General features: G+C 58.0%; 19 protein-coding genes and 1 pseudogene. 13 read left to right on the top strand and 7 right to left on the bottom strand.

All coding sequences use genetic code 11. The features are described from left to right. A pseudogene (locus AC1DZ8_RS32265) lies at positions 1-231 on the bottom strand (calcium-binding protein); the annotation flags it as partial. A gap of 841 nt (positions 232-1,072) precedes the next feature. Between AC1DZ8_RS32265 and AC1DZ8_RS32260 the strand changes: the two are divergent. The 6 genes from AC1DZ8_RS32260 (at position 1,073) to AC1DZ8_RS32235 (ending at position 11,228) form a co-directional block, all read left to right on the top strand. After that, positions 1,073-2,281, top strand: a complete 1,209-nt coding sequence (locus AC1DZ8_RS32260) for a glycosyltransferase (RefSeq protein WP_477309937.1) — start codon at positions 1,073-1,075, stop codon at positions 2,279-2,281. Next, entirely contained in the window at positions 2,278-3,531 is a 1,254-nt protein-coding gene (locus AC1DZ8_RS32255; RefSeq protein WP_477309936.1) for an O-antigen ligase family protein, read from the top strand. The genes AC1DZ8_RS32260 and AC1DZ8_RS32255 overlap by 4 nt, the downstream gene beginning before the upstream one ends. Position 3,532: 1 nt before the next feature. Continuing rightward, positions 3,533-5,530 carry an asparagine synthase (glutamine-hydrolyzing) gene (gene asnB, locus AC1DZ8_RS32250; protein WP_477309935.1) on the top strand — a complete coding sequence of 666 codons (1,998 nt, stop codon included), beginning with the start codon at positions 3,533-3,535 and terminating at the stop codon, positions 5,528-5,530. A gap of 1 nt (position 5,531) precedes the next feature. Then, the gene (locus tag AC1DZ8_RS32245; protein ID WP_477309934.1) at positions 5,532-7,748 is read left to right on the top strand and encodes a GumC family protein; all 2,217 of its coding nucleotides are present in this window, start codon (positions 5,532-5,534) and stop codon (positions 7,746-7,748) included. A gap of 19 nt (positions 7,749-7,767) precedes the next feature. Continuing rightward, positions 7,768-9,990, top strand: a complete 2,223-nt coding sequence (locus AC1DZ8_RS32240; protein ID WP_477309933.1) for a lipopolysaccharide biosynthesis protein — start codon at positions 7,768-7,770, stop codon at positions 9,988-9,990. A gap of 125 nt (positions 9,991-10,115) precedes the next feature. Continuing rightward, a complete protein-coding gene (locus AC1DZ8_RS32235; RefSeq protein ID WP_477309932.1) occupies positions 10,116-11,228 on the top strand; it encodes an acyltransferase family protein in 1,113 nt (370 codons plus the stop codon). Between the two features lie 102 nt (positions 11,229-11,330). Here the strand turns inward: AC1DZ8_RS32235 and AC1DZ8_RS32230 are convergent, their stop codons facing one another. Together AC1DZ8_RS32230 and AC1DZ8_RS32225 are read right to left on the bottom strand one after the other, a co-directional pair. After that, positions 11,331-12,398 carry an NAD-dependent epimerase/dehydratase family protein gene (locus tag AC1DZ8_RS32230; protein WP_477402318.1) on the bottom strand — a complete coding sequence of 356 codons (1,068 nt, stop codon included), beginning with the start codon at positions 12,396-12,398 and terminating at the stop codon, positions 11,331-11,333. 233 nt (positions 12,399-12,631) lie between these two features. Beyond that, positions 12,632-13,318, bottom strand: a complete 687-nt coding sequence (locus AC1DZ8_RS32225) for a helix-turn-helix transcriptional regulator (RefSeq protein ID WP_477309931.1) — start codon at positions 13,316-13,318, stop codon at positions 12,632-12,634. A 247-nt stretch (positions 13,319-13,565) separates the two neighbouring features. On the opposite strand from AC1DZ8_RS32225, the gene AC1DZ8_RS32220 reads away from it, so the two are divergent. After that, positions 13,566-15,236, top strand: coding sequence for a PAS domain S-box protein (locus AC1DZ8_RS32220; protein ID WP_477309940.1), 1,671 nt, complete (start codon positions 13,566-13,568; stop codon positions 15,234-15,236). Here the strand turns inward: AC1DZ8_RS32220 and AC1DZ8_RS32215 are convergent. Beyond that, positions 15,233-15,907 carry a LuxR C-terminal-related transcriptional regulator gene (locus tag AC1DZ8_RS32215; protein ID WP_477309930.1) on the bottom strand — a complete coding sequence of 225 codons (675 nt, stop codon included), beginning with the start codon at positions 15,905-15,907 and terminating at the stop codon, positions 15,233-15,235. The two genes, AC1DZ8_RS32220 and AC1DZ8_RS32215, sit on opposite strands and share 4 nt — an antisense overlap. Positions 15,908-16,647: 740 nt before the next feature. On the opposite strand from AC1DZ8_RS32215, the gene AC1DZ8_RS32210 reads away from it, so the two are divergent. From AC1DZ8_RS32210 to AC1DZ8_RS32185, 6 genes are all read left to right on the top strand, one after another. Continuing rightward, complete coding sequence (locus tag AC1DZ8_RS32210) at positions 16,648-17,370, top strand: nucleotidyltransferase family protein (RefSeq protein WP_477309929.1); 723 nt, start codon at positions 16,648-16,650, stop codon at positions 17,368-17,370. Positions 17,371-17,419: 49 nt separating this feature from the next. Next, complete coding sequence (locus AC1DZ8_RS32205; protein ID WP_477402314.1) at positions 17,420-18,556, top strand: DegT/DnrJ/EryC1/StrS family aminotransferase; 1,137 nt, start codon at positions 17,420-17,422, stop codon at positions 18,554-18,556. 65 nt (positions 18,557-18,621) lie between these two features. Continuing rightward, positions 18,622-19,227 (top strand): sugar transferase, encoded by a 606-nt coding sequence (locus AC1DZ8_RS32200; protein WP_477309927.1) that lies wholly within the window; start codon positions 18,622-18,624, stop codon positions 19,225-19,227. 54 nt (positions 19,228-19,281) lie between these two features. Beyond that, positions 19,282-20,286: an SDR family NAD(P)-dependent oxidoreductase gene (locus AC1DZ8_RS32195; protein WP_477309926.1), complete on the top strand. Its 1,005-nt coding sequence runs from the start codon at positions 19,282-19,284 to the stop codon at positions 20,284-20,286. Beyond that, positions 20,283-21,533, top strand: coding sequence for a hypothetical protein (locus AC1DZ8_RS32190; protein ID WP_477309925.1), 1,251 nt, complete (start codon positions 20,283-20,285; stop codon positions 21,531-21,533). The genes AC1DZ8_RS32195 and AC1DZ8_RS32190 overlap by 4 nt, the downstream gene beginning before the upstream one ends. Positions 21,534-21,547: 14 nt before the next feature. Then, on the top strand, positions 21,548-22,810 hold the full coding sequence (locus tag AC1DZ8_RS32185) for a polysaccharide biosynthesis/export family protein (RefSeq protein WP_477309924.1): 1,263 nt from the start codon (positions 21,548-21,550) through the stop codon (positions 22,808-22,810). Between the two features lie 36 nt (positions 22,811-22,846). On the opposite strand, the gene AC1DZ8_RS32180 is transcribed toward AC1DZ8_RS32185, so the two are convergent. The 3 genes from AC1DZ8_RS32180 to AC1DZ8_RS32170 form a co-directional block, all read right to left on the bottom strand. Further along, positions 22,847-24,199 carry an HlyD family type I secretion periplasmic adaptor subunit gene (locus AC1DZ8_RS32180; RefSeq protein ID WP_477402311.1) on the bottom strand — a complete coding sequence of 451 codons (1,353 nt, stop codon included), beginning with the start codon at positions 24,197-24,199 and terminating at the stop codon, positions 22,847-22,849. A gap of 11 nt (positions 24,200-24,210) precedes the next feature. Continuing rightward, entirely contained in the window at positions 24,211-25,917 is a 1,707-nt protein-coding gene (locus AC1DZ8_RS32175; protein ID WP_477310439.1) for a type I secretion system permease/ATPase, read from the bottom strand. A 329-nt stretch (positions 25,918-26,246) separates the two neighbouring features. Continuing rightward, positions 26,247-26,939 carry a N5-glutamine methyltransferase family protein gene (locus AC1DZ8_RS32170; RefSeq protein WP_477310421.1) on the bottom strand — a complete coding sequence of 231 codons (693 nt, stop codon included), beginning with the start codon at positions 26,937-26,939 and terminating at the stop codon, positions 26,247-26,249. Positions 26,940-26,946: the final 7 nt, after the last annotated feature.

The following is a 26,946-nucleotide window of genomic DNA, read 5'->3' as shown; positions in this document are numbered from 1 at the left end:
ATCCGGCTCATCGGTGAGATAAAAAGCTAAGACCTTCGAATTGCCGATAAGAGGGGTCACCTTGTTGATGAAAGAGGCGGTCACCCCGTTGCCTTCATTGAGCCAAATAAGGGCCTTGGAGCCATCCGGCAGAGCGTTGACCGATGACGCGTACTGAAGATCAACCAGGTTGAAGCCGTTGGCTGCGGCAGCTGCGGCCGAGGCACCATAGGCGTAATGCATCGTAGCCATGCAAAAATCCCTCTTATGAATGGTAGCGCCCCACCTCTGCCTAGCCGACAGATCACATTAGCGCCAAATCAAATACGGGAAATGCGTTGATAGAAACATTGATCTGAGTCTTGAACAACTCGGCGGCCTCAAGCCAACGAGGCCTCAACACCACGCTTGCCTTGCCTAATCGGCGGCGTTGTCGGTACCAAATCAAAACCGGTACTCGTTGACAATCACTGATTGCTGGCGTGGTTACTGAGAGATAAGTTCAAAACCTCGGCGGTCAATCTGAAATCCTTTTGGAAGACATCCCGTTTTCTTGGGATGCCTTCTTGGTCGGAATGCGCGTGATTCAGTCGATTATCTCTCAGGAGATGCGTCGAAACCTGCGAATCCTAATTCCGACAATCTTACTGAAGGCAGTCGACAGGCGGCGGAAAAGGAACCGCTTCTGCCCGACATGCGTGCGCCTGCGAACTTCTGTATTGGTGTTGAGCCAGGTCACGGTGTGGTGTCTTGCGACCCCAGTCGCTTCATCGGGAGATCGCCGGTGGGTACACGACTAGGCCAAACCGCTAGGGAGGGCAGGCCACCTGAAGCGCGCCGCCATGCGCCTTGCCGGGAGACGACGCGCATCATTTCGCTCCAAGCCGGAGACCTAATTGGCTGCCTGGGATGGTTCGGCGCGCATCGAGTGGAACTCGCTCATTCAAACGGACGAGGACAGTAGGCAAGCCTGACCGTACCGTGGAGCTTGGGATCACACGTTCCAGGCAGCGGAACCAAGGAAAATGATAGCAGGACCAATAGCCGGCCAGCGCGCACGATCGGGGTTATGCGCACGGTCAGGAGACGCAAAATGAACCCGCATCTTGTGTGTGTGGGGGGCGAGGATCACGCCTTTAGAATTCCGTTCCTGCTGTCAATGCGCGAAAGGGGCTTTCGGGTCACTGCAGTCTCCACCGGCGACGGGGCTGCGTTTTCGCGGCATGACATTGCACATCGCCGTTATGGCTTCGACCGGTTTTCCAGCGGCAGCAGCGGCGCCATCAAAACCATTCGAAAACTGATGTCGGAGCTCCGCCCGGATATCGTCCAAAGCTTTGACACGAAGCCCAATCTGTTAACACCACTGGCGGTGCGCGGGACGGTTCCGGTCGTGCGTACAATCAATGGGCTGGGCTGGACGTTTTCATCGCTGGAACCCAGGGCTTTGGCCCTTCGTCCAGTCTTTTGCGCACTGCAGTGGCTTTCGTCATTTTGGACGGCTGCAACGGTATTCCAAAATCGGGACGATCACGCTTTCTTTGAGCGCTACCGACTGATCGGACGCGGCACCGGAAGAGTGATCCGCAGTTCTGGAATCGATGTTGATGCATTCGCTGCGGCAACCCATCACGCATCGTCGCCAGAGAAATTGCGCGAAAAGCTTGGGCTCCAGTCCGCTGAAGTCATAATTTTTATCGGCCGGCTCACTCGTCAAAAAGGTATCCCGACGCTGCTTGAGGCTGTCCCCCGCATCCTGGCCGCGAGGCCCAATGCGCGTTTTGTGCTGGTCGGCCCCTGGGAATCCGAGGGTCCGTTTGCCGTCGCCAAATCGGACATTGATCGGCATGCCCCTTATGTCATCGCCTTGGGTCCACGACAGGACGTTCCTGCCCTCCTTGGTATGGCCGATCTGTTCGCCTTTCCGACACAATATCGGGAAGGTGTTCCGCGTGTCCTGCTCGAGGCGGGACTGGCGGGATTGCCGATCGTCGCCTCCAATATGCCGGGCTGCAACGAGGTGGTTGAAGACGGTTGGAACGGATACCTTGTCCCGGCTCATGATGCCGATGCTCTTGCGTCACGAATAACAGAAGTCCTGTCCGACCGCAGTGGCGGAAGGGCGATGGGTGGTCGGTCCATCGACTTCGTCAAGGAGCATTTCGCGCTGCCTTTGGTGATCGATCAGTATTGCGACCTCTACAAGCAGGTCCTTGGCGCCAGATCCCTCGGCGATGCAGATTTGCCTTCGCAGGCTGGAAAGGATGCCGCGCTCGGCCGATTGGGCGAGGTGCGCCAATGATTCGAGACGTGTTGTTGGCCGGCGGCGTCGCGATGGCCTACGCATCTCAACTTGAGATCCCGGGAGCGCCGTTCGGCATCAGCGAACTATTTCTGGCTCTCTGGATACTCATATCGTTGGGCCGGGTACTTGCGGGGGGCCAACTCGTGGTCACGCCGGCACTTTCCTTTCTCATTGCCTTCTGGGCGATCATGACATTCGCCCTCAGCCTGGGCCTGATCGTCGGCATGCTTACAATCGTTCAGTATCTGGAAGCGCCGATACACGACACGATCGCCTACCTGCTATTGGCCTCCGTCACATGCCTGCTTGCGGCAGATCCGAACGCGGATCGCCATCTGCGCCGCACCTCATGGCTGGTGATCGCAATTGCAAATGGATGTTTTGCTTTCCAGTTGGCACTTGGATTCAATCTGATCCATCAGTCTGGAGTAAACCCGTGGTTCTGGGACCGGTTCACGGGTTGGTCGGACAATCCAAACCAGCTGGCGCTCTATTGCGCACTTTTCGGCCCTCTTGCGCTTCATCTGGCGGTAACAACCCGTAGCATGATCGCCAGGGTGTACGCGATCGCGAGCATTGCTCTCATCGTCTATGTCGGGAGATTGACCAAGAGCGACACCTATCTCTTGACGATCGTTCTGACCGGCTTGATCTTCTTGCTGCTGCGTGTCCGGATGTGGGTCACCACAGGCGGACAAGCCTCGCTCGGCCGCCAGGTCCTGCTCCTGTCATTGGCTGCTCTGCTTCCTCTCTCAATCTCTGCAACACCCTATGTGCTTGCGGAAACGACCAGTGTCGAAAACTTCGCCAAGAGCCTGACCAAAGGAGAAGGCGGCGAGGCGACAGCCGAGACCGCCAATCTGCGGATCAACATCTGGACCAATGCTTTGGGCAAGGGCTTGGGCTCCGCCTCACTTGGCCTTGGCCCCGGGCCTCATGTCGACAGGAATGTCGTGACCAAGGAGTTTATCGATCTGCCTTTCGAGGCTCACAGCACGTTGCTTGATACATACACTCAAGGGGGCATTCTCGCGGTCCTCGCCCTGTTGTGGATTCTTGCCTCCGCGGCAGTCCAGGCATGGCGTAAAGGCCTCGACGCCCTGGTGGCGCTCGTGTTGTCGATAGGCATCTTCGGTTTCCCGCATCTGGTCATTCGCCACCCGATCGTTTGGTTTTCAATCACTCTTTGCCTCGTTGCCGGAACAGCCAAACCGGTTGCGGCAACTGCACGAGCGGCGGGGCGATAGCATGTGCGGGATTGCCGGGATTCTCCTCGCCCCTGATGCGGCCAATACCAGGCCGCTGAGGGCAATATCGCAAATGACGGCTGCCCTTCGTCACCGCGGCCCTGATGGCGAAGGCTTCTGGAGTGATGGTGAAGCCGGTATCGCGTTCGGCCACAACCGGTTGGCCATTGTCGACTTGTCTGAGGCAGGACATCAGCCGATGCGTTCGGCGAGTGGCCGATATGTCATTACTTTCAACGGTGAAATATACAATTTCCGCGATCTGCGCCAGGAGCTCGAGAGCGCCGGCCATCAGTTCCGCGGCACATGCGATACCGAGGTCATACTCTGCGCGATCGAAAGCTGGGGGCTTGATGCCTCGCTCAAGCGTTTCGCCGGCATGTTCGCGTTTGGACTGTGGGATCTGAAGACAAGGACCCTTCACCTGGCTCGCGACCGAATGGGCAAGAAACCGATCTATGTCGCCCCGACACGCCATGCACTTGTTTTTGGATCTGAGTTGAAAGCCATCAAGTGTTTCCCGGGTTTCAATCCGGAACTTAATCTCAATGCTGCCAGGGCCATGCTGTCGCGAGGATGGGTGCCGGATCACAACTGCATCTGGCGAGGGGTGTTCAAGCTGCCCCCTGGGTCGGTTCTGTCCTTGACGGCCGAAGATTTTGCCAAGGCGCGTCGCACTGGATCCGTTCGACATCGTGTGCGGTCTTGGTGGTCATTGGCCGAAGTGGCCGCAAAAGGCCGACAGGACCCGATGGTCGGCAGCGACGAAGAACTGACGAGTGAGCTCGATGCGCTACTGCGGCTTGCCGTGAGGGAGCGGATGAACGCCGATGTGCCGCTGGGCGCGTTTCTGTCCGGTGGTGTTGACAGCTCAACCGTTGTAGCCCTGATGCAGGCTCAGTCGCAAAAGTCCGTACGCACATTCACCATAGCGTTTGGAGAGCGCGGATTTGATGAGGCTCCTCATGCCGCTGCGGTTGCGCGGCATCTGGGCACAGACCATACTGAACTCCACCTTTCGCCGGCCTCGGCGCGTGACATCATTCCAGAATTGCCTCAGACTTGGGATGAGCCGTTCGCCGATGAATCGCAAATACCGACGCTGCTTGTGGCGCGGCTCGCTCGCCAGCACGTTACGGTCGCTCTGACGGGCGACGGCGGCGACGAGTGCTTCGCCGGCTACGCCCGCCACCTTATGGCAGCGCGAGCCAATCGACAGCATGGACTGCCCTCGGCCCTGCGCGAGACCCTTGCTACCGCCATTGCACTGATGGCCCGCGCAACCCGTCATGATATCTTCAGCAAGCTACCGCTGTCAGGCCTTACTCGGCATGCGTTGCGCAGCGATCGACTGGATCGGCTGGCTGGGCTGTTTTCTGCCGCCGATCAAGAGGAGCTGTATCAACGACTGACAGGCTCATCGACAGCCAATCTGACGCGCCCTGGGCCACGCACATCGATTCGCCGTGCGCCTCAGTTAGATGACCTGCTGTCTCGTCTTTTGTACAACGACATGGCTGGCTATCTGCCTGGCGACATCCTGGTAAAACTGGACCGCGCCAGCATGGCCAACAGCCTTGAGGGGCGATGCCCTCTTCTTGATCATCGAGTTGTCGAATTCGCCTGGCGGATGCCGGCGAATGCAATGGTTCGCCATGGACAAGGCAAGTGGCTCCTTCGCCAGTTGCTGCGCCGGTACGTTCCTCAGCGACTGATAAATCGGCCAAAGCAGGGGTTCGACGTTCCTATGGCGCTCTGGCTGAGAGGGCCTTTGCGTGCCTGGGCGAGCGATCTTCTGGCTGACATGCGCCACTCCGGACATGAGCTTTTCGACGTGGCAAAAGTGCAGACGTGCTGGCGCGATCACCTCGATGGAAAACGGGATCATTCTCGTGATTTGTGGGCGACGTTGATGTTCCTTGCATGGCGCAACGACGCCGATCGGCCATCAGTGGCATCAACAGCCCTGCCGGGCGCGCTTGAGTTGACGGGAGTTTGAGATGGAAGGTTCAATAGTCAGTCGCATTCAGCTTCCGCGCACCACAGAGATGCGGGTAGCAGTGCGTGAAACCAATCCACGCATGCGGCGGCTGCTGCGTGAACCAACGGAAGCCCAATCGCCTTTCGGCCAACTGATCATCACCATCGCGAGGCGGAAGTGGTTCCTGCTTGCCATGGTCGTTCTTGGCGGCGCACTTGCAGGCCTTGCTGGTTTTTCCCGCCCAGCTGTGTTCGAAGCGACAACACAGCTCATCGTCGATGGCCCGATGAGGACTGCGCCTGACGGCGCCGGTGCTCAGGACATGTTGGATACCAGCATCGACAACCATTTGACCATGCTCCTATCGCAAGGGCATCTGCGCAGTGTTGTTGCGGCGTTGCGCAAAACCGAGGCCGGCCAACAAGCTGATGTCAACGAACCTGCTGCGCAAGGCTCCGCTCCCGAGACGCCAGAGAAAGCGGGCTCGTCTGCAACCAGTTTGTTGGATCGACTATGGTCGCATGGCAATGAGACAAGTCCGCAAGCAGCGGATGCCGCTGAACTTAAGAAGTTGCGACGTGGACTGAGGGTTGGCCAGGAACTGCGCTCGCGCGTCATCACCGTCGGGTTCAGCGACAAGGATCCTGTGCGGGCAGCCTTGGTGGCCAACACATTCGCCCAGGTTTATATCGCTGATCTCGCACGCAACAGCCAAACCGCCGACAGGGCAGAGCTCGCGTCCATCGTCGCCGCTCTGCCTACGGTCCAAAGCGATCTGGCAGAAGCGACCGATCGTCTAGAGGAATATCGGCTGAGCCATGGCACGGTCGATCAGGGTGCGGCCGACAACGCCGCCAGGGATACAGCCGATCTCAACCAACAGCTTGCCTTGTCGAAGGCCGATCTCACCACGACAGAGGCCCGCCTTCAACAAATCCAGGACCTGCAAAAGTCGGGGGCTTCGCCGGCCGCGCTTGCGGACGTCATTGGATCGCCGGCGCTGGCCGACCTTCTGGCTCATCCAGCAGACAATACGGCAGGAAACGATCCCGCAGGTGCGGTTAACCGTGAGATCGAACAGGGCATCGCTCGTATCGCTGCGGAGGCGAGTACGTACCGTGCCCAGATCGCGGCGCTGGAGACGCGCAAGAATGTCCTCGAAGCCGTTGTAGCCGACACTTCGGGCCGACTTTCAGGGATGCGTGCACTCGAGCCAAGGGTTACTATCCTGACGCAGCGCTACAATGACCTTCTGACCAGACAACAGGATCTGATCCGGCGCATTGCAAGCCCCTCGTCGGGAGTTTCGATAACTTCGGCGGCATGGCCGCCGCGGAACCCCAAGAGCCTTTCGCCGGTCTACCTTATTCCACCCGGTATGGTCGTGTTTGGCCTCATTGGCGGCATACTGGTCCTTCTCGGCAGTCGTCTCGATCAGACTTTGCGCGGTGAGGCGGAGACTGAAACAGCCCTCGGCTTCCCCTGCCTGGGATTGCTCCCGAAGGTCTCAAGACCAAGTGCCAGGCGCCTGCAACAGCTGGTTCTTGGGCAGCAGCAGTCCGTATACAGCCGAGCTGCAATGTCCCTGCTGGTCAATGCGGCACCGCTTCAGGCAAGAGGGCGCTCGTCACAGGTCGTCCTTGTTACGTCCAGTGACCAAAGCGACGGGAAGACCGAGCTCGCGTGGACCCTGGCTCTCGCGGCAACGCGCCTGGGCGGCCGTGTGCTTTTCATTGATTTTGATCGCCACGACACGCGACTTACGGGCGATTTCGTGACCGAGTTCAGTATGTTGAAACCGCATAGATCTTTTGGAGACTATGCGAAGGGTCGCTGTGATCTGGAGGGCGCAATTTCGAGCATGCCTGATATCGGCGTCGATTTCATGGCCGCGCCGGCGCTTTCGGATGATCTTCTGAAGCTGTTATTCACAATCGACGCACCGCGCCAACTCATGGACAGGCTGGGTTCAGTCTACAGCCTCGTGGTCCTCAACGGACCGCCGGGTCTCAGAGGCCCGGAATCCCGACTGCTGGCGGGTTGGGCGGATTCAGCTCTGTTTGCGGTACGCTGGGCAAAGACACCGCGCAACGTTGCACGCGGTGTCCTGGAATTACTTCAGCCCGAGGAGCCAGGATCTGTTCCGGTTGGAACCGTGCTCACGCAGGTCAACCTCAAACAGCACGCTGCGTATCGCTTTGGGGACAGCGGCGACCTGCTGCTCGCGGGGGAATGACAAAGGACGGTTGCGGAAAATGATCATCGAACTCTTCGGACCGCCTGGATCCGGCAAGGCAGCCTTTGCTGATGCACTTGCAGGACGGTTGCGTGGGCAAGGCTACCGCACGAGGGTTGTCCACAGTCGTCATCGCAGAAAGAGGGGGGTCAGTGTCGACCTTGGAATATTCCTGTTTCTTTTTAGAGTCGGGGCGGCAATATTTTCTGCTTTTAGTGTACTGCTATCACCAAGAGGCTTAGTAAGGTATCTTTCGCTTTCACTTGCCATGATAAGAATTATTCCGCCAAAGAAATTGATATGGCGGGCTAGGGTGTGGCAACATATTTTGAAGCTTTCTCATACCTGGGATGAGGCGAAGCAATCCGAAGAAATAATAATATTCGAGCAGGGATATGTTCAGGCAGTTGCATCGCTTGCCATTTTCAATGGAGCGGCTGATAATATAGCAATCACACGGACGCTAAAACTCACGCCGGTGGCGGATTTTACGCTCAGAGTTGTTCTGCCGCGTCCCATCGTGGAGACACGCTTGCGGGAGCGGATGAAGAACGATGCTCCTGCTGAGCGAATTCTCGATGCGGACCTTGACACAAGCATGCGAGCGTTTGGTGTATTTCAAAACATAAACGACATTCTGCTCGGAAACGAAAGGAATATTCTTCCGGTTGAGACGCTCAATGATCGGTCGTCGTTAGCGAGCATTCAGCGCGTCGCACGGAAGATAATCTCAAAGATTCAGCATGATGGGGTCAGATATTTGCCACGCGGCGAAGCTGGCCATCCAATGCTTGAAGGTGACGTAGGATGCTATGTTGACGAGTGTGGAGGTACGATAACCGCACCAAATGTTGCAACTTCTCTTGCAGCTGCAGATACCATTTTGCCGAAGAAGGAAGATCTGACTCGTAGCCTCGGCTATGCCGCCATCTTTGCTCTTATGATCTATGTCTTCGGGGCAGGGCTGACCAGTCTGGCGCAGTTGCTGATTGCGCGCATCGTCGGCTCCACCAGCTATGGCATTTATTCCTATGTCCTTTCCTGGACTTCGGTTCTTGCCTATCTCGCAACGCTGGGCTTCAACGTATCCTTGTTGCGCTTCGTATCCGCCTATCGTGCCCAGGGTCGGCTCGACCTGGCGCATGGTGTAATACGGTTCGCTGTGCAACGATCGCTGACGGTGGCGACGCTGTTCGGTCTCACTGGCGCCGCACTAATCGTTTGGTTTTCTGGTCCTTCCAACAAAGAACTCGAGATCAGCCAGCTTCTCGGCATGGCGGCTGTTCCTTTGGTCACCGCTTCCGCATTGGGAGCTGCACTTGTTCGTGCGTTTGGGGGCGGTGTCTCAGCCCTTTTGCCGGAACGCATTGTGCGCGACGGGTTGTTGTTGACGTTGCTCGCGGTTGCCGCCCTGTCCGGCGCGTGGACCTTGAATGCGCCGTTGGTGATGCAAGCAGTGCTGACGAGTTCGGGTGTAACGGTCGGACTGGTGTTCATAATGGCCACAAGGTTCCAGCCGCCCGGTTTGCGGCACGCTGAGCCTGCCGATGCATCGAAAGAATGGTGGGCGGTGGTTCCGCCTATTATGCTCATGGCAGGGCTCGATGTCTTTATCAACAGGGCCGGGGTCATGGTGCTGGGCTGGACCGGGCATATCCGTGATGCGGGCATTTTCGCTCTGGGCCTCAACGTGGCGTTGCTTGTCGGTCTTGCCCTGGTGGCCGTCTCTACGATGTTTTCGCCCACTGCAGCTACCCTCTATGCTCAAAACGACCGCAAAGCCCTGCAGGCGCTGTTTTCGCGAGCTACCTTACTTTCCACAGGCGGTGCCATCGCGATGGCGATCCCTCTGCTTGTGATTGTTCGGCCTTTGTTGAGTTGGTTTGGTGAGGATTTCGGCACAGGAGCGCCCATCGCGCGCGTGCTGATGCTTGGATATGTCTTCGTCGCGCTGTGCGGACCCCAGTTGAACCTCTTGACCATGACCGGAAATGAATGGGCTGCGGCTATAACAATGATCGTCGGCGCGGCGATTGGTGTCATAGGCTGTGCAGTGGGAATTGAGATCTACGGTCCACTAGGCGCAGCAGTAGGCCTCGCACTTGCCTTGGTCGTCTGGAACGTGGCGATGGCGATTTACATTCGCAAGCGGTTGAAGATCATCCCCGGGCTGATTTTTGCCTTGATGTCACTCAAGACGCGCCCGTTCGCAAGTCACCAGCGGTATTGGTTCTTGCGTTGATCTGACGGCTTGGAGCCGGGGTGCCAAACACGCGTTCGCTCCAATTGGGATGGACGCCAGCGGCGGGCGAACTATCCCTAGGACCTCTCGGTACTTGCGAACCTTTCACGTTGAGGTCTCAGGCAATGTTACAGGCGAGCAACACCAACTCATCGCGCCTGGCGTCGCTCGACCTGCTGCGATTGGTTGCAGCTCTGGCGGTTGTTGCCTTTCACTATCTTTTCCTCGGACCGATAGCCGGCGATGTCGGCGTCGGATATCCAGCCGCCGCACCATTTGCCATCTACGGCTATCTCGGTGTCAGTCTGTTTTTCCTGATCAGCGGTTTCGTCATTGCCTGGTCGGCCGAAAGTCGAACCTGGAAGGAATTCGCTGTCGCGCGCTTCGTGCGGCTATATCCTGGATTCCTCGTCTGCATGACCATTACGTTTGTGGTTCTCTCAATCGCCAAAGATCCTCATTTCCCCACGAGTGTTTCGACCTATGCCGCGAATGTTTCCATGTTCGCCCGTGCATTCCGCAGGCCGTCCATGGACGGGGACTACTGGTCGATCATGCTCGAGATCGTGTTTTATGGTTGGATCGCGCTGCTCATCCTTGCGGGTGCGTTCCAGCGCTGGAAATTGGCCATCGTTGCGATCTGGCTCGCAGTGTCGGTAGCTAACGAGTTTTTCCTCGGGAGTTCGGCGTTACGAATTGTCTTTATCACCGGCTACGCGCCTTTCTTTGCCTTCGGTATTTTGTCCCAGCAGATCGTTGCAAAAGGTCGTTCGCCAATGGCGCTGATCCTTCTTGCGGGGGCATTCCTGCTGTCTTGCCAGACGATCAGATTCGATGAGGGCTGGATGCAGGAGCATTACGGCGCGTCCATTCACTATCCTGCTCTCTTTGTGGCCAATGGTCTGGTCTTTGCGATTTTCGCAGGCGCGATACTGATCCGCTCCATGGTTGCGCCTTCAAAAATTGTCCTGATGCTCGGCGGATTGACCTATCCTCTTTATCTTTTGCACCAATATATCGGTTACATCTCGCTCAACGCTCTAATCCCGCTGGTCGGCAAGAACGCCGCGTTCTTTCTCGTCCTGGCGACGGCCCTGCTTGCCTCGTTCGTGATCTGGCGTTTCATCGAGAGCCCGATACGCAAGCCGCTCATCCGCGCGTTGCTGTCTGGGATGGATCGCATCTCACCAATTGGATCGGCGAGCGCTCGAACCAATAGCCGCGTCGCGCCGACATAGAAGAAGCTCTGCCCGAAGCAGCCTGTAACAGGTCACGTCGTGAATGGGGACGGGATGTGTTTGGCGGGCGATGAGCTGAGCGGGGGGACGGCAGCCAATGGTTTACACAGGCATGAGCGTTTGTTGCTCTGCCGAGGCCGCGGTGTCGCTTCCATGAAAGTGTCGGTACCATTCAACAAAACGCTGAACACCGTCCTCGAGGGCTGTGGAGGGAGCGAAGTTTACGGCGCTGCGAAGATCGCCGACATCGGCGCGAGTCTCCAGGACGTCACCGGGAGGCAAGGGCACATCTTTGCGAACAGCCTGGCGACCAAGGGCCGTCTCGATGATTGCAATCAGCCGGTTGATCTCCTCGGGCCGATCATTGCCGATATTGTACACACGGTACGGCGCCGAGCTTGTAGCTGGATCGGCTGCGCAACCATCCCAATTCGGTTCGGCAAGCGGCGGGGCGGCGAGCACTCGAACCACTCCCTCGACGATGTCGTCTATGTAGGTGAAATCTCGCCACACACGGCCGGCGTTGCCCACCTCGATCGTTTTTCCCCGGGCGATTGCATGAGTGAACGCGTAGACCGCCATGTCGGGCCTTCCCCACGGCCCATACACGGTGAAGAACCGTAATCCTGTCGTCGGCAAGCCGAACAGATGGCTGTACGAATGCGCCATGGCTTCATTTGCACGCTTGGTCGCGGCATAGAAGCTGAGGGGGTGGTTGGCGCCGTGGTGTTCGGAAAACGGTATGGTTTGATTGCCGCCGTAGACGGAGCTCGACGAGGCGTAGACCAGGTGTTTGACGCCGGCGTGGCGGCAGCCCTCCAGGACATTGAGAAACGCCACGATGTTGGATTGTACATAGGCATGCGGATCGACGAGGGAATGACGCACGCCCGCCTGGGCAGCCAGGTGCACAAAATGCGATGGTCGAAAGTCGTAGAACAGCGACTGCACAGGCAACCGATCCGCCAGATCCAAACGCATCGGAGTGAAACCCGGCTCGGCACACAGGCGCGCAAATCGCGCTTCCTTCAATCTTGGATCGTAATAGGGCGTGAAGTTGTCCACGCCTACGACTTCCGCGCCGTAGCGCAATAGCCGCGAAGCGACATGAAACCCGATAAAGCCCGCTGCGCCAGTGACGACGATCGGTCCTTTCCGCGACAGTTGCAGGATCGCGCGGTCCGACCGGGCCGGTCCAGATTTTACCTCTGCCGGACCGGACCTGTCGCGTTGACCATTGCCCACCTTGTGGCCCTCGGAATTCTGTCCGACCATGTCGAAATTTTCCCCCTCAAACTTGAGATCGTCGAGCCCGCTGACCGTGGCGCCGTGGAAGGCTGGAGCTGCGCAAGGCAACTCCAGAACCGCCAGATTTCCGGGCTACGCGATCGAGACGGCAGCCCTCACGGCAATACGGAAATTCGCCCCAGAAGAGCCACCAGTTCGCCCTGACGTTTTGTGTCGGTCTTGGCGAAGAGCGACGCCAGTTGAGACCTGATCGTGGTCCGGCTAAGCCGCCAACTGCGGGCGATTTCCAAGGGCGCGTCCCCCTGAGCCAGGCGCATGGCAAGCTGGGTTTCCGCACTCGTCAAGCCGAACATCTTTTGCAGTGTCTGAGGATTGGCCGATGACCTGTTGCCGCGGTCCAACAAGGCCACGATGCTCGTGCCGTCAGGAGCAATGACACCCCCCTCTTTGAGTATCACCGGCCGGTCGCCTGCGCTGCGGATCACCACCCATGACAACGAACCTGGCACAAAGTTGGCCGGAACATTCGCAATCAGCCGTCTTAGTGCGGCCGAAAGCTCAGCGGCTGTACCAGCCGCTTCATCCTGTCGTTCAAATGTATCCTGGGCGGCGGCGTTCCACTCAACCACCTTCTTTTCGCGGTTTAGGACGAGATAGCCACAGCCAATGCGGTCAAGCATGCCAGTGACGGATTCCATGCTGCGTCGCTTCGAGTCGCCAACATCGGCAGCCAGCCCACCTGAAGTGTAGCGCGTAATACGCGCTCCGCGACCATATTCATTCCCTAAAACAGCATACCGGTTGCCAGCAACGGTGTCGTTGCGCCTATCAATCAGAGACATTGTTCCTACCCCAAGCCCAGTGTTTCTACCGATGGAAGTTCTTCGAAATCTCCTGCGTTTTCCGTTGTCGAACCGATATTAATCTGGGGTTTGGGGGTGGCAATCCGGCAGTGGTACTAGTCAGACGCTTGCCTTCTAGTCTCGACGGACTAGTCCGAAAGATGTAGACTAGCGCCTGGGATCACATTTTGCGTAGATTGGGTTTCGGTTGCTAGGAACACCTTTAGCTCACGTGGCTTCAATATTGGTGCTTGTAGCCACAATTATATTTGAAACAACTGGCTTAATTCATACTGGCGGTGGGCCAAGTTTTATTGAAACTATTCCTGCAATAATTGTCATTGTGTATCTTGAAGGTCGTGGAGCTGCGATCGCTGCGACGCTGGTGATCGCCGCTGCCGGCCTGTGGGCCCAGAACATCCTTGGCGGTCGGCTCTCCAATGAAGACTGGCTGCGGGCAATCTACCTTCTGGTGTCGGGTGGCGTGATAGCCTTTGTCTTCCACCGGCTCCGACAAGACCTGCGAAAGGCCTTGGAGGTCGCCGAGGCCAGGCTCGCTGCTGTCGAGGCGACGGAAGGCCGCTTTCGTTGGGCATTCGAACGTGCGGCCATGGGCTTTGCCAACACCAATGAGAACGGTGAGCTTCTTCAATCCAACAGACGCCTGTGTGAGCTGACGGGTTACACGGAAGCAGAGCTCGCCCAATTGAGGCTCATGAGCATCGTTCATCCCGACGATCGGGATTCCATGTTGATATTGCTTGAAGGTCAGGGCAATGCCACGACCCCTTCCGGTGCTGAACTGCGCTTGTCGAGGAAGGACGGTACGACGTTCTGGGCTCGAGTAAGCCTGTCTTCATCCCGGCCCGACGGCGTTCTTTCGGGGAGCATGTTCGTGGTTGTCGACGATATCTCGGAGCGACGAATGGCGCGCGAGGCCATCCGGGCTCAGAAGGAGCGGCTTGATCTCGCGCTTTCCGCCGGACGCTTGGGTACGTGGCAAATCGACCTCACGGATGGAACTGTTACAGGTTCCGACAAATTCTGGGACACTCTGGGCCTGCCTCCAGCAACCAGCCGGCCCTTGCAGGACCTTGCCGCTGTCGTGCACCCGGCGGACTGGCCCAAGCTGGCGGCCACGACAGAAACTGCCTCCACCACCAATCACGATATCGAGATACGCGTCCGGCGAGCGGACGGAAACATCCGTTGGGTGGCTCTGCGTGGGCGCGAGGAAAGATATAATGACCATCTGCTTCGCATTGGGGTAGCCGCGGACCTGACGGAGCGCCGGCAGACCACGCTGCTGCGCGCAACGGTAAAGAAGCGGGAACGCGTAATGCTCGAGCAACGCCATCGGTTCAGCAATCTTTTTCCGGTGATCACCGCGCTGGTAAAAATGGTGGATTTTCCTGAGAACAATGCCGCCAAATACAAGGAGGACCTGATCGATCGAATTCGAGCCCTTGAAGCGACTCACATGCTGCTTTCACGCCGCACCGGCGCTTCGGTGCTGCTCGACGATCTGGTTATCCGGGAACTGCAACTCTACATGGGGACACGCGATATAGTGGTCGATGGCCCTGACATCATGTTGTCAAGCGGCGCGGCAGAGAGCTTCGCTATGGTGGTTCACGAGCTGACGACGAACTCGGTAAAGCATGGCGCGCTTGGCGAGCCACGAGGCCGGCTTGAGGTTACCTGGTCCTTCGCGCCGGAAGATGAGGGAAGCGACATCGTGTTCCACTGGGTGGAATCGGGTCGACGCAAGAAAGCCAGGGTGGTCGGCCATGGCTTTGGTTCGATGATAATCGGGGTCGACGGCGCCCCGCTTATCGGCCACACCTCCAAACTGGAGATATTGGACCACGGGTTGCGGTACTCCCTGCGTCTGTCACGGTATGAAATCGAAACCTAGCCCGCGTTTTTCGAAAGCCAGTTCTGCAGCACAAGGGCTGCTTCGGTCCGGTTTCGTACTCCAAGCTCACGCATTATGGCGGCAGCATGGATTTTTGTGGTCGCTTCGGCGATGTCGAGTTCGCGAGCGATCTCCTTGTTTGAAAAGCCTTCCGCCATTAGCCTGAGGACATCCCTCTGCCTCAAGGTAAGCTTGCTAAGATTGCCGTTTCCGGCCCGCCGTTGAGTTGAGGCTCTCTCGGGCGGGGGCGCGTGTAGCCCTTGGCCTGCAGAAGTCCGCGACAGGAGTGCCGGAACGTAGATGCGGCCTGACAGAATTTCGCTCACCGCCAGAACGACTTCTTCGTCTTTTTGCGATTTTACGATGTAGCCGTGAAGGCCGATCGACAGAGCCGTCAATATTTCCGAGCGTGAATCGTTCCCCGAAACGATTGCGAAGCGCGTGTCGGGATATGTTGACAGAACGTCTGAGAGCACCTGCTGGTTGAATAACCCCGGCATGTTCAGATCCAGGATCGCAAGATGTATGGGTGCCTGATCCGCCAAGAGGCTTACCACGGCATCGAAGCACGCAGCCTCAAATATCTCTACACTCGGAATGCCGGCGCTTAGCGCCAGTCGCAAGCCGCGACGATACAAACCGTGATCGTCGGCGATGACGATTCGATACATTGCACTACCCCAACCCGTACTCGAGTCCAATGAACAAGGACAATTGGACGCTTGAAAACATCCCTTACGACTGGGGAGATCGATCGGTGAAAGGCATTCAGAAAGCGTGGCCAACCACTCGTCGAACCCACCAAGCAATGTTAGCAGAACCCGCATACCGCCAACTATCACTTTTGCTAATGTAACTCTAAATAGCGGAAAACTCTCCTGTTTTTTTTAGGTATCGTTTAACCACGTTGAATAGGCCCTACCTGGCGTTGTGGAACGTCTGATTTCGAATCTCGCGAATTCAAGCCAAGCCAAGGGAATTTCGCTAGAATAATCAGCATCTTGTTGAGTGGCTCCAAACCAGGGGCAGCCGGTATATTTCCTTGCTTTCGAGGCCAGGCAATTACCAAGGCAATTACCAAGGTTTGACAGTCTCCTGGTCCGTCACAGATTGCTTGACCGCCCTTGGCCGATGTCGGCCAGGCGTCGACCCCAGCCGACCAACCGACCTTCGGCACAGCTGCCGATCAACCGACTTTCGGCATAGCTATTGAACACAAGACGTGACGGATCGCTGCCATTCGATTGCACGACGACATCCAGCCAACGGTCACTTACCGTTCCTCCTATGATGTTCGGATGGACGCGTAGGGTCGGCAAAAATTCAACCGATCTTCACGTTTGAAGCAGACCCAACGCGCGCCTTCCCGGGCACACCACCTTGGACTTGGCCATAAATCAGGGAGGATCGGATGAAAGCGGTTATTCAATGCGGTGGGATGGGCACGCGCCTTCGTCCCTTCACATCAGTTCTGCCGAAGCCCCTCATGCCGATTGGCGCTCGCCCGGTACTCGAGCTACTTTTGAAGTGGCTGCGGCGCAATGGCATTGAAGACGTCTATATCACGACCGGGTATCTCGGCCATCTCATCCGCAGCGTGTGCGGCGATGGTTCGCAATGGAACCTGAAAATTCGCTACACCCAAGAGATGGAGCCGCTCGGCACCATCGGGCCACTCTCGTTGATCAGAGATGAACTGACCGAACCTTTTATAGTGCTCAACGGCGATGTTCTGACCGACCTGAGCCTCAGCAGATTCATTACGGCACATCGCAAGCACAAGGATCCGGTAACGATTGCTACCGCCAACCGCCTGATCAAGATGGATTTTGGCGTCATCGACGAAGTCGACAATACAGTCCAGATGTTCCGCGAGAAGCCTACGCTTTCCCACCTCGTGAGCATGGGGATCTACTGCATGAACCCCGATGTTCTCAAATTCATTCCATCCGGCATACCATTCGGATTCGACGACCTGATGCTGCAGATGATGCAGCAAGGCACCGTCGTCCATACCTACAAGCACGAAGGCTTGTGGCTCGATATTGGTCGCGTCGACGACTTCCAGAACGCTCAAGCCATTTCCTGGGAAGAGCAGTCGGCCTCGATCGAGGTTGCCGCAGCAGCGGCCTGACCAATCACGTCACGAGTTCAAATCACGAATAATAATCTAGGAGGACATTATGCTCTTGGTCAGTGCCCCAATTTTGGGTGTCCCGGAGAAGGCAGCTCTATCAAAAGTCATCGATAGCGGCTGGCTGACCATGGGAGAGCAGGTGCGAGCCTTTGAACAGGCATTTGCCAGCATGCATGGCGCGGAGGATTGCGTCGCGGTCAGCTCCTGCACGGCAGCCCTTCATCTCATTTTGCACGGACTTGGTATCGGCCCGGGCGACGAGGTGCTGGTTCCGTCACTCACTTTCGTGGCGACCGCGAATTCGGTGCTCTATGTCGGCGCGACTCCCGTCTTCGTCGATATCGAGTCAGCCGACGTGCCGTTGATGTCGCTTGCTGAAGCGGAAGCCCGCTGCACACCGCGCACCAAGGCAATAATTCTCGTTCACTTCGCAGGATACCTCGCCAATCGGGAACAATGGCAGAGATTCGCCCGTGCGCACGGATTGCACATCATCGAGGATGCGGCGCATGCTCCTGGGTTGAGGGAGGTAGGGACGTTTGGCGTCGCTGCCGCATTCAGCTTCTATGGCAACAAGAACATGACAACCGCCGAAGGCGGGGTCGTCATCGCCAAAGATCCCGAACTGCGCGAACGGATTCGCCAAGCCCGCGGGCACGGCATGACCACCGGAACACACCAGCGGCTGAACAGCCGAACCCCGCAATATGATGTCACCATGCTCGGGTTCAACTACCGTATGGACGAGATGCGGGCAGCAATCGGACTCGTGCAGCTGCAAAATCTGCAGGAATGGAACGAGATCAGGCGCATCCTGGTCGTCCTTTATCGGCGGCTCATTGCAAAACATTGCCCGGCGGTGACAGTTCCGTTCAGCGAACCGCGCACGTCTGCATACCACATCATGCCGATCCTTCTGCYGCGCTACGCCAACAGGCAAGACGTTATCGACGAATTGCGGACGCAGGGGATCCAGACCACCATTCACTATCCGCCCGTGCATCAGATGACGCTCTATCGCAAGCTTTCTCCCGAAACCCATTTGCCGCGGACAGATGACTTTGCTCAGCGTGAGCTGACAATCCCGCTTCACCCCCAAATCACATCGCCTGTCGTCGAAGCGGTTGTTGAAGCTCTTGCAGCGGCGGTGAACAGCGGCGCTCAAGCGGGAACAGCCGCATGAATGCAACGGACCGATCCCTTCACCGGCGTTTCGTGCCAAGCTCAGCCCATGGGTTTGCGAGACGCTTGACCGACATTGCTGTGGCCAGTGCTGCAGTCCTCGTATTCGCGCCACTGATGCTGCTGATTGCGATTGCTCTTCTAGTCGAAGGCGGCCGTCCGGTTTTCTTTGCGCAGACACGCATCGGCGCAGGAGGTCGGCCCTTTCGCATGTACAAGTTTCGCAAGTTCGATGTGCAGTGCGATCCTCACGGTTTTGCGCTGACTGTCGCCGGGGACACTCGCATGACGAGAATAGGCCGGATCCTCGCCGCGACAAAGTTCGATGAGCTGCCGCAACTGTGGAATGTCCTCAGAGGCGAGATGGCAATTGTTGGGCCGCGACCGGAAAGCCTCGCTTTCGTGGATTGCTTCCACAGCGGCTCGGAGGCGGTTCTGCGGTACAAGCCCGGCTTGCTCGGTCCATCACAGGTTCTCTTCCGCAACGAGGCCAGTTTTTATCCTCAGTCGATGGATCCGCTGCTGTACTACCGGGAGGTGCTGTTTCCCGCCAAGGCCATGATCGACCTGTCCTATTACCCGCAACGCACGCTCGCATCCGACATCGTCTGGATGGCACGAGGTTTTCTGGCAATTCTTGGCCGGGTCCCGCCGTCGGCGATCAAAATATAGGGGCATTTGGGATGGGAAGATCAGCGTGTGACCCAGGAGAGAGGACAATCAGTCATGGGCTATAAGGGCAAAAAAGTTCTCATCACCGGCGCCGATGGATTTATCGGATCGCATCTCACCGAAGCACTGGTTCGCGACGGAGCCGATGTCACGGCGCTCGCCCTCTACAATTCATTCGACAGCCACGGCTGGCTCGACGACTTGCCGGACAACATTCGAAGCCAGCTGAAGCTTGTCCGCGGCGATGTGCGCGACAGCGCATTCCTTAACAGGATCGTGCGTGGCCAGGCCGTCGTGTTCCATTTGGCTGCACTGATCGCGATTCCCTATTCATATGCGGCCGCGCAATCTTATGTGGACACCAACATCCTGGGTACGGTGAACGTTCTGGAAGCCGCGCGCCAGTGGGAGACGGAGCGCGTGGTGCACACCTCGACCAGCGAGGTTTATGGCACAGCGCTAACCATGCCTATCAAGGAATCACATCCGCTGCAGGGTCAGTCACCGTATTCGGCCTCCAAGATTGGCGCCGATATGATGGCGGAAGCCTACGCCAGGTCGTTTGACATTCCCGTCGTGACGATGCGGCCATTCAACACCTATGGCCCACGGCAGAGCGAACGAGCTATCGTGCCGACCATCATCCGGCAGGCGCTCGACAACAAATGTTCAGCGATCATGGTTGGCGACACAAGCCCGATCCGTGACCTCACTTTTGTGGAAGACACCGCGGCAGCATTCCTGACTGCCGGTGTGGCTGATCTCGAATTCGGCCATGCGTACAATGCCGGAAGCCAACGCGCCGCAACGGTTGCAGATGTTCTGAAGCTGGTGCTCGAGCTGAGCGGCTCGAAAAAGCCTGTCCATCGAGACGAAAGCCGCCTGCGGCCGCAGAATTCCGAGGTCCGTGCACTGCTCGCCGATTCATCGCAGTTTGAAAGCCAAACCGGGTGGCGAGCGCGGACCAGTCTGCGCGACGGCCTGGAGCGAACCATCGAATGGTGGCGCGCGCGCCTTAGCGAAGGCCGGGTGCGCCGCGAGATGAGCTACATGACATGACCTTTCGCGACCGGCATTCTTTGGTGTTGCTGCTGTTTGCCGCTGTCGCATTCTTTGATCTGCATATCGCCGGAGGTCATGGGCGCAGCATGTCGACGTTGTTCGTTGCGACGCCAGCGATGGACATGCCCGACTATCTGCGCCCAGCCATCGATCCGGTAGTTGGCGCAAGCTTCACCCGCATCACCAAGCCAGGGCAGCTTGGCAACGGTGTCGCCTGTGGACATGATTATTGCAGCCACCGTTATTCCAGCGCCCAGGCCTGGAATTCGGATCAGAGCCTCCTGGTGATTACCAACGGCTGCAACGGCATGTGCTTCTTTGACGGGCACACTTATGCTCCCGTCTTTATGCGCAATCGGTCGGCCGAATGTGAATGGCACCCTCGAGACGCGGCGCTGATGATCTGCGTTCAGGGCCAGAAAATATCGACCTGGGCACCGCGGACCAATCGCGAGGACGTGTTTTTTGTTTCAAAAGATTATCGCGATCTGCACTTCGGGCCGGGCAAGGGCAACCCAAGCCGTGACGGCAGCCGTATAGCGGTGCGTGCGGTTCGCGCGGACGGCACCGAAGTTGTCTTTGCATACGACCTCAAGCTGCGGCAAAAATTCGTCGATATTACGCTTGGGCAACTTCCTGGCGTCAATGACAACTGTTCGATTTCGCCGCTCGGCAACAACATCATTTGCATTCAGGAAGTGGCAGGCGGCACCACCGAACAGGCCTTTATTTTCTCTGTCGACGGCACCCCGGGTCAAAGGTGGACACAACATCATCGGCCCGGCCATGGCGATATGACTGTCGATGAGGATGGAAGCGAAATCTACGTCGGCATCAGCAAATCCGACCCAGACAAGTTTCAGGTGATCAAGCGCCGGCTGTCTGACGGCAAGGTGACTTCCCTTATGAAGTATGGCGAGGCAATGCATGCTTCGCTGCGCGCCCTGGACAAGCCGGGCTGGGTGTTCCTGAGCTATGGCGGCTATCCTGATGAGGTCTCGAGCCGTCCTGAAATGGCCCCCTATGCACGAGAGGTGATCGCGCTGCGCCTCGATGGCAGCGGAGAGGTTCGGCGCATAGCGCAAACGCGAAATATTGATTTTGACTACCGCAGCGAGACCCACGCCTCGCCGTCCCCTGACGGTTCACAGGTGATCTGGTCCAGCAACTGGGGCGTGCCCGGCGGGCCTGTCTATGACTTCGTTACCCGAGTCGATTGGCCGGAAGAGCCGACATCTAATTAGTGGAGATTGTCACCATGGCGTTCATGAGTAGAACCATTCTTGTAGCGCTCGGTATGCTGGGCGCCATCGATATGGCTGGCGCCGCGGACGTGCGAGCTGCCTACAAGCTTTCTCCCGGCGACATCGTCGAGATCGGAATTTCCTCCATTCCTGAACGGACCCAGCGCGCCGTAATCCAGATGGATGGTACCATCGCGCTTCCCGAAGTCGGTATGGTGTCAATCGGCGGCCTGACGCCGGCGGAATTGCAGGCTCGCATGGAAACGATCCTGCCTACCAAGATATTTCACCAGCGCTTGCCCGATGGGCGAGAGCAGATGATCGTCATCAAGCCCGGCGACGTGACGGCCATAGTCGCGGAATATCGTCCGATCTATGTGACTGGTGACGTACTCACTCCGGGACAGCAGGCGTATCGACCGCTGATGACAGTCAGACAGGCCCTTGCAGTGTCAGGCGGCATCAGCCTTTTACGCTCGCGTACAAACCAGGCTGGTCCCGACCCGGTAGACCTGCAACGCGAGTATGAGTCGCTGTGGGGGGAATACACGCGAGACTATTTCCATAGCGCTCGCATTCGGGCCGAACTGCAGGATCAGGCGAGCTTCGACATGCAGCCGCCGCAAGGCTCACCCTTGTCTGCAGCTTTCAGTTCGGCAATTGCCAAAGCCGAGGCTGAAGGACTGAAGCTTTCCCTCGACAACTTCCAGCAGGAACAAAGCTATGTTGATCAGGGTGCAAAGGATGCGGCTGCACAGATCGACGTTCTGACAAAGCGCGAGCAGGTTGAGAGCGACGGGGTCAAGGCCGATGAGGAGGATCTGGCGCGCGTGACGAAATTGTTCCAGGCGGGCAATCTGACCAGCAACAGGCTTTCCGACGTCCGGCGCTCCGTGCTTCTGTCTTCCAACGGGGTCCTTCAAACATCGGTTGAACTCATGCGGGCGCGGCGCCAGCAGGAGGACTATCTCAGACAGCGCGAGCGCAATGACAACGTGCGAAAGATCGGTTTGCTGACCGAGTTGAAGGATACCGATGTGCGCCTTGCCGACACCACAGCGAGGCTTCGTGCCGCCAGCCAGAAGTTGCAGCCTGCAGGGGCGTCCACCACGCCGCTGCCAGTTGCCGGCGAAACGATTCGGGCTCAGATCACGATCGTGCGTAAGGTCGGCGAAGAATGGCGCAAACAACCTGCCGAAGAAGACACCGAGGTGACACCGGGAGATACGATCGAGGTGCGGTTCAGCAGCGGTCTCGAAAATGTGGCAGTCCAATAGCCCTCAACCGGGCGACAGCCAGGTTGAGGGAACGCCCTATTGCTTGAAGGCTCTGGAGAACTGGTCTGTAAGGGGCTTCAGCAAATATGACCAGACGCTGCGCTCATCGGTGCTGATGTGGACTTCGGCCGGCATGCCCGGTTTGAGTATTTTCTCTCCCGTCAGGCAGGTCGCTTCATTGTCCACGTTGATGCGCGCCGAGAAGTACGAAAGCTGACGTTGCTGATCCTTGATCAGGTCGGCAGAGATGCGCTTGACGGAGCCTTCGCAAACAGGGGTCGTTCCGACGTCAAAAGAAGGAAAGCGGATTGAAACCCGCTGTCCTGGATGAACATCATCCATGCTGGTTGGAGGAATGAGAGCATCCACGACGAGATTGTCAGTATCAGGCACAACCATCATGAGCACTTCCCCAGCGCCGATAACGCCTCCGACCGTGTGGATCGAGGATTCCTGTATGGTCCCCGTCTGTGGGGACCGGATATCTGTCCTGGCGAGTTCGTCGTCCGCCACTATCTTGCGCTCCTCGAGCTCGGTGCGCTTCGCCTCCGTTTCGCGGAGTTCAGTTGTCACGTCGCTGCGCATCTGCTCGTCGAGTTGAAGCACCTGCAGGTCCGTTTCACTGATGTGAGCCTGCACCTCGGCGATTGCTGCGATAAGTCGTCCGGATTCGCCGCGGGTTCGGCTTTCTTCCAGGCTGACATTGCTCAGTCGCTCTTTGGACACCAGCTTCCTGGCGTAAAGCGATTGGACGTCGGCAAGGCTGTGAGCCAACAGATCCAAGGAATTGTCCGTCGCAGCCTGCTGAGCCTTGAGGCCGTCGATCTGGTGCCCCAGTTGCAGTGAGCGGCTTTTCAACTGCGCCTTCTGGCCGGCCAATGCCGCGGCACGGCTTTCAAACACAGCCCGCTCGCCATTCACAAGTGCCGCCACCTGCGGGTTGCCCATTCGGACCCGAAGGCTGGGTGGAACCTGCATTTCCGGCAAACCCTGTCGCTCGGCCTCCAGCCGCGCCAGGCGGATGGTGGCGCGATCAAGATCTTCGCTGACGATCTGCAGGTTTGACCGTGTCAACGTGTCGTCGAGCCTGACCAACACATCGCCGGCACGCACATGGTCCCCATCCTGGGCGAAGATGCCACCAATTGTGCCGCCGGTCCTATGCTGGACTTTCTTTATGTTGGTTTCGACGACCACAGTGGCCGGCGCGATGACGGCGCCGGCAATCTTGGTCAACCCTAGCCAAAGTCCCCCGCCGAAAATCAACAGGAGGGTAGTCGCCAAGCCCAGAAACAGGTTGGCTCGAATGCCATCCGGCTGTTCGGCTGGATCCGTCCCGATCCACTGGCTTGGGCCGGCAGCATATGTGGAAATGATCACGTCAGACACGGGGCAAGACCTCAAGCATGACCGCCTGCACTTTTCTGCAACGGAACAACTGTTGGCCTCTCCGGATTTGGGAAGGGGCGGATCACATTTGCCAGAACATCGTCGCGCGAACCAAAAGAGTGGACCATGCCGTTGGACATCACGAGTACCTGATCGATGTTGACGAGGGCAGAGGGGCGATGCGCAACGACGATCACGATGCCCCCACGCTGGCGTACCGCCAGAATCGCCCCTGCCAAAGCCACGTCGCCGTCCGCATCCAGGTTGGAATTCGGTTCGTCGAGAATGACAAGGAACGGATCGCCATACAGTGCCCTGGCGAGCCCGATCAGCTGCCTCTGGCCAGCCGACAGGGCCGCTCCTCCTTCTCCGATGCGCGTTTGAAAGCCTTCCGGCAATCGCATGATCATCTTGTCGACGCCTGCTGCCCGGGCGGCTGCCATGACACCTTTAGGGTCGCTCCTGCCTCCGAACCTGGAAATGTTGTCGGCAACTGATCCGTCAAACAGTTCGACGTCCTGTGGCAGGTAGCCAATATGAGCGCCGAGCAGTTCGGAATCCCACTGATCGAGAGCAGCCCCGTCCAGTCGCACCGTTCCGCGAAGTGGCTTCCACACTCCGACCAGACCGCGTACGAGCGTTGTCTTCCCGGATCCGCTGGGGCCGACAACCGCCATCCCGGCGCCACTCGACAAGCGGAAGCTTACATTGAGAACGGTAGGCTTCTGTGCGCTTGGTGGCGCTATTGTCAATTCCTCGACGGCGAGCTGTGCTTGCGGCCGTGGCAGCTCCATGGGGGCCTTTTGGCTGCCGAAAGCATCCAGCGCGGCGGCCAGGTCGCTATAGCTTCGGCGGGCGGCCAGAAACCCTCTCCAGTTTGCAATCGCCACATCGACCGGCGCCAGTGAGCGGCCCAGCAATATGGAAGACGCGATAATCACGCCTGGCGAGGCTTCGCCCCCGATCACCAGGTAGGCGCCCAATCCCAGTACACCTGACTGCAAGGCCATTCGGAGCGTTTTCGACAGCGATCCCGTTGCGCCCACAATATCGGACAGCCGTTCCTGGTTCTTGAGATATGTATGGCTGACCTCACTCCATCGCCGACCGAGCCGGGCGGAGAGCCCCATCGCCTGAACGACCTCTGCATTGCGGCGGCCGGAATCTGCCAGAACGCGTTGCGCGATAAGTGTTTCAGATGCACGAGCGGCTGGTCTGCGGCCTATGATTTCCGCCGCCACCGTCAAAAGCACGACAGCAGCGGCACCGACGGTTGCCAGCAGCCCAAGGGAAGGGTGCAGCAGATAAATGACAACCATATAAAACGGTAGCCATGGGGCGTCGAAGACAACCGTCGGCCCCAAGCCGGAAAGAAAGCCGCGCAGCTGGTCCAGGTCGCGAAGCGGCTGCACCCGGTTGCCGTCCTGCCCGGCAAGAAGGGGTAGTGATAGCGAGATGGTGAATGCCTTTTGCTGCAGGTTTCGGTAGAGCCGATTGCCTATGCGGACCAGCAGGCGAAGCCGTACGAAATCGAGCAGCCCGTAAATGGCATAAAGGCCTAGCATGCCGATCGTGAATCCGATGAGTGTCGGGACGCTCTGCGAGGGCAGCACACGGTCGTAGACCTGCAGCATATAGACGGAGCCGGTCAGTGCCAGAACGTTTATCACTGCCGAGAAGAGGCCAATGCCAACCAGCCCAGGCCCACAACCCAACATGGCTGAGCGTAAATCTTGCGCGCGCTGTTCCTTCACGACATGCGATCTCTCGCACGAGAATGTCGCGTGGTGTCATAGCTTCCGCCGGTGTTGGACAAGCTCTTGCCTCTCGTTTGCCCCGCCCACTCCCGAAAACATTACGCCCAGCTAACATTCTCTAGGTTGATAAAAATGAAGCAAAATCGTGACGACAAGCAGCAATATCGTTAATTTTCCTCTCAAGCTGGGGATAACCGGTCCTGGAAACGCCAACATCTGCCGAGGCAGATCATGTGGTCAAAGTCAGTTGGATCGCGACTGTGAGCGGATTGGACACCGACAAGTCCGGCTCAAGCCTGTTTCTTCCTATGACCGACCACGACCCGACTCTCTCCGGCCTGGTTCACGACCGCGTGGATGTTCTCGTAGGCCTTGGAGCGATCGAGCAAGCCCATGACCTGCCGATCCTGGCCAAGACCGACTTCGAAGAGCAGGAGACCGGCGGGCCGCAGATAGCGGGGCGCGTCCTTGATCACCCGCATGTGGATGCTCAGTCCATAAGGGCCGGCCGCAAACGCTTCACGCGGCTCCAGGTCCGTCAGGTGTGCGCGGTCGCCCTCCAGCCGCTTTTCAGAAATATAAGGCGGGTTGCAGACGATCATGTCGACTGTGCCGTCAAGTTCCAGGCCCGATAAGGCCTCGAACAAGTCGCCCTGAAGCACTGACACGCGGTCTGTCAGCCCATGATGGATGATGTTGCGGCGCGCTGCCTCGACACACCCATCGGTTAAGTCGCTCGCCCAGATGCGAGAAGCCGGGGCATGGTGCGCGATGGCGCACGCCAGATTGCCGGCGCCGCAGCACATGTCGACAATGCGAGGCGCCGCCACGTTCAACTGACGCAAGGCGGCGAGGGCGGCCGTACCCAGCAACTCCGTCTCCGGCCGAGGCACGAGTGCGCCGGGTGCGACGAGCAGTTCCAGCCCCATGAAGATGGTACGGCCTTTGCTGTAGGCATCGGCGACACTGATTTCTTGGCTCACGACAAAC

Source organism: Mesorhizobium sp. P2_F7, assembly GCF_056403695.1.
This window is presented reverse-complemented; position numbering and strand designations above follow the sequence as displayed.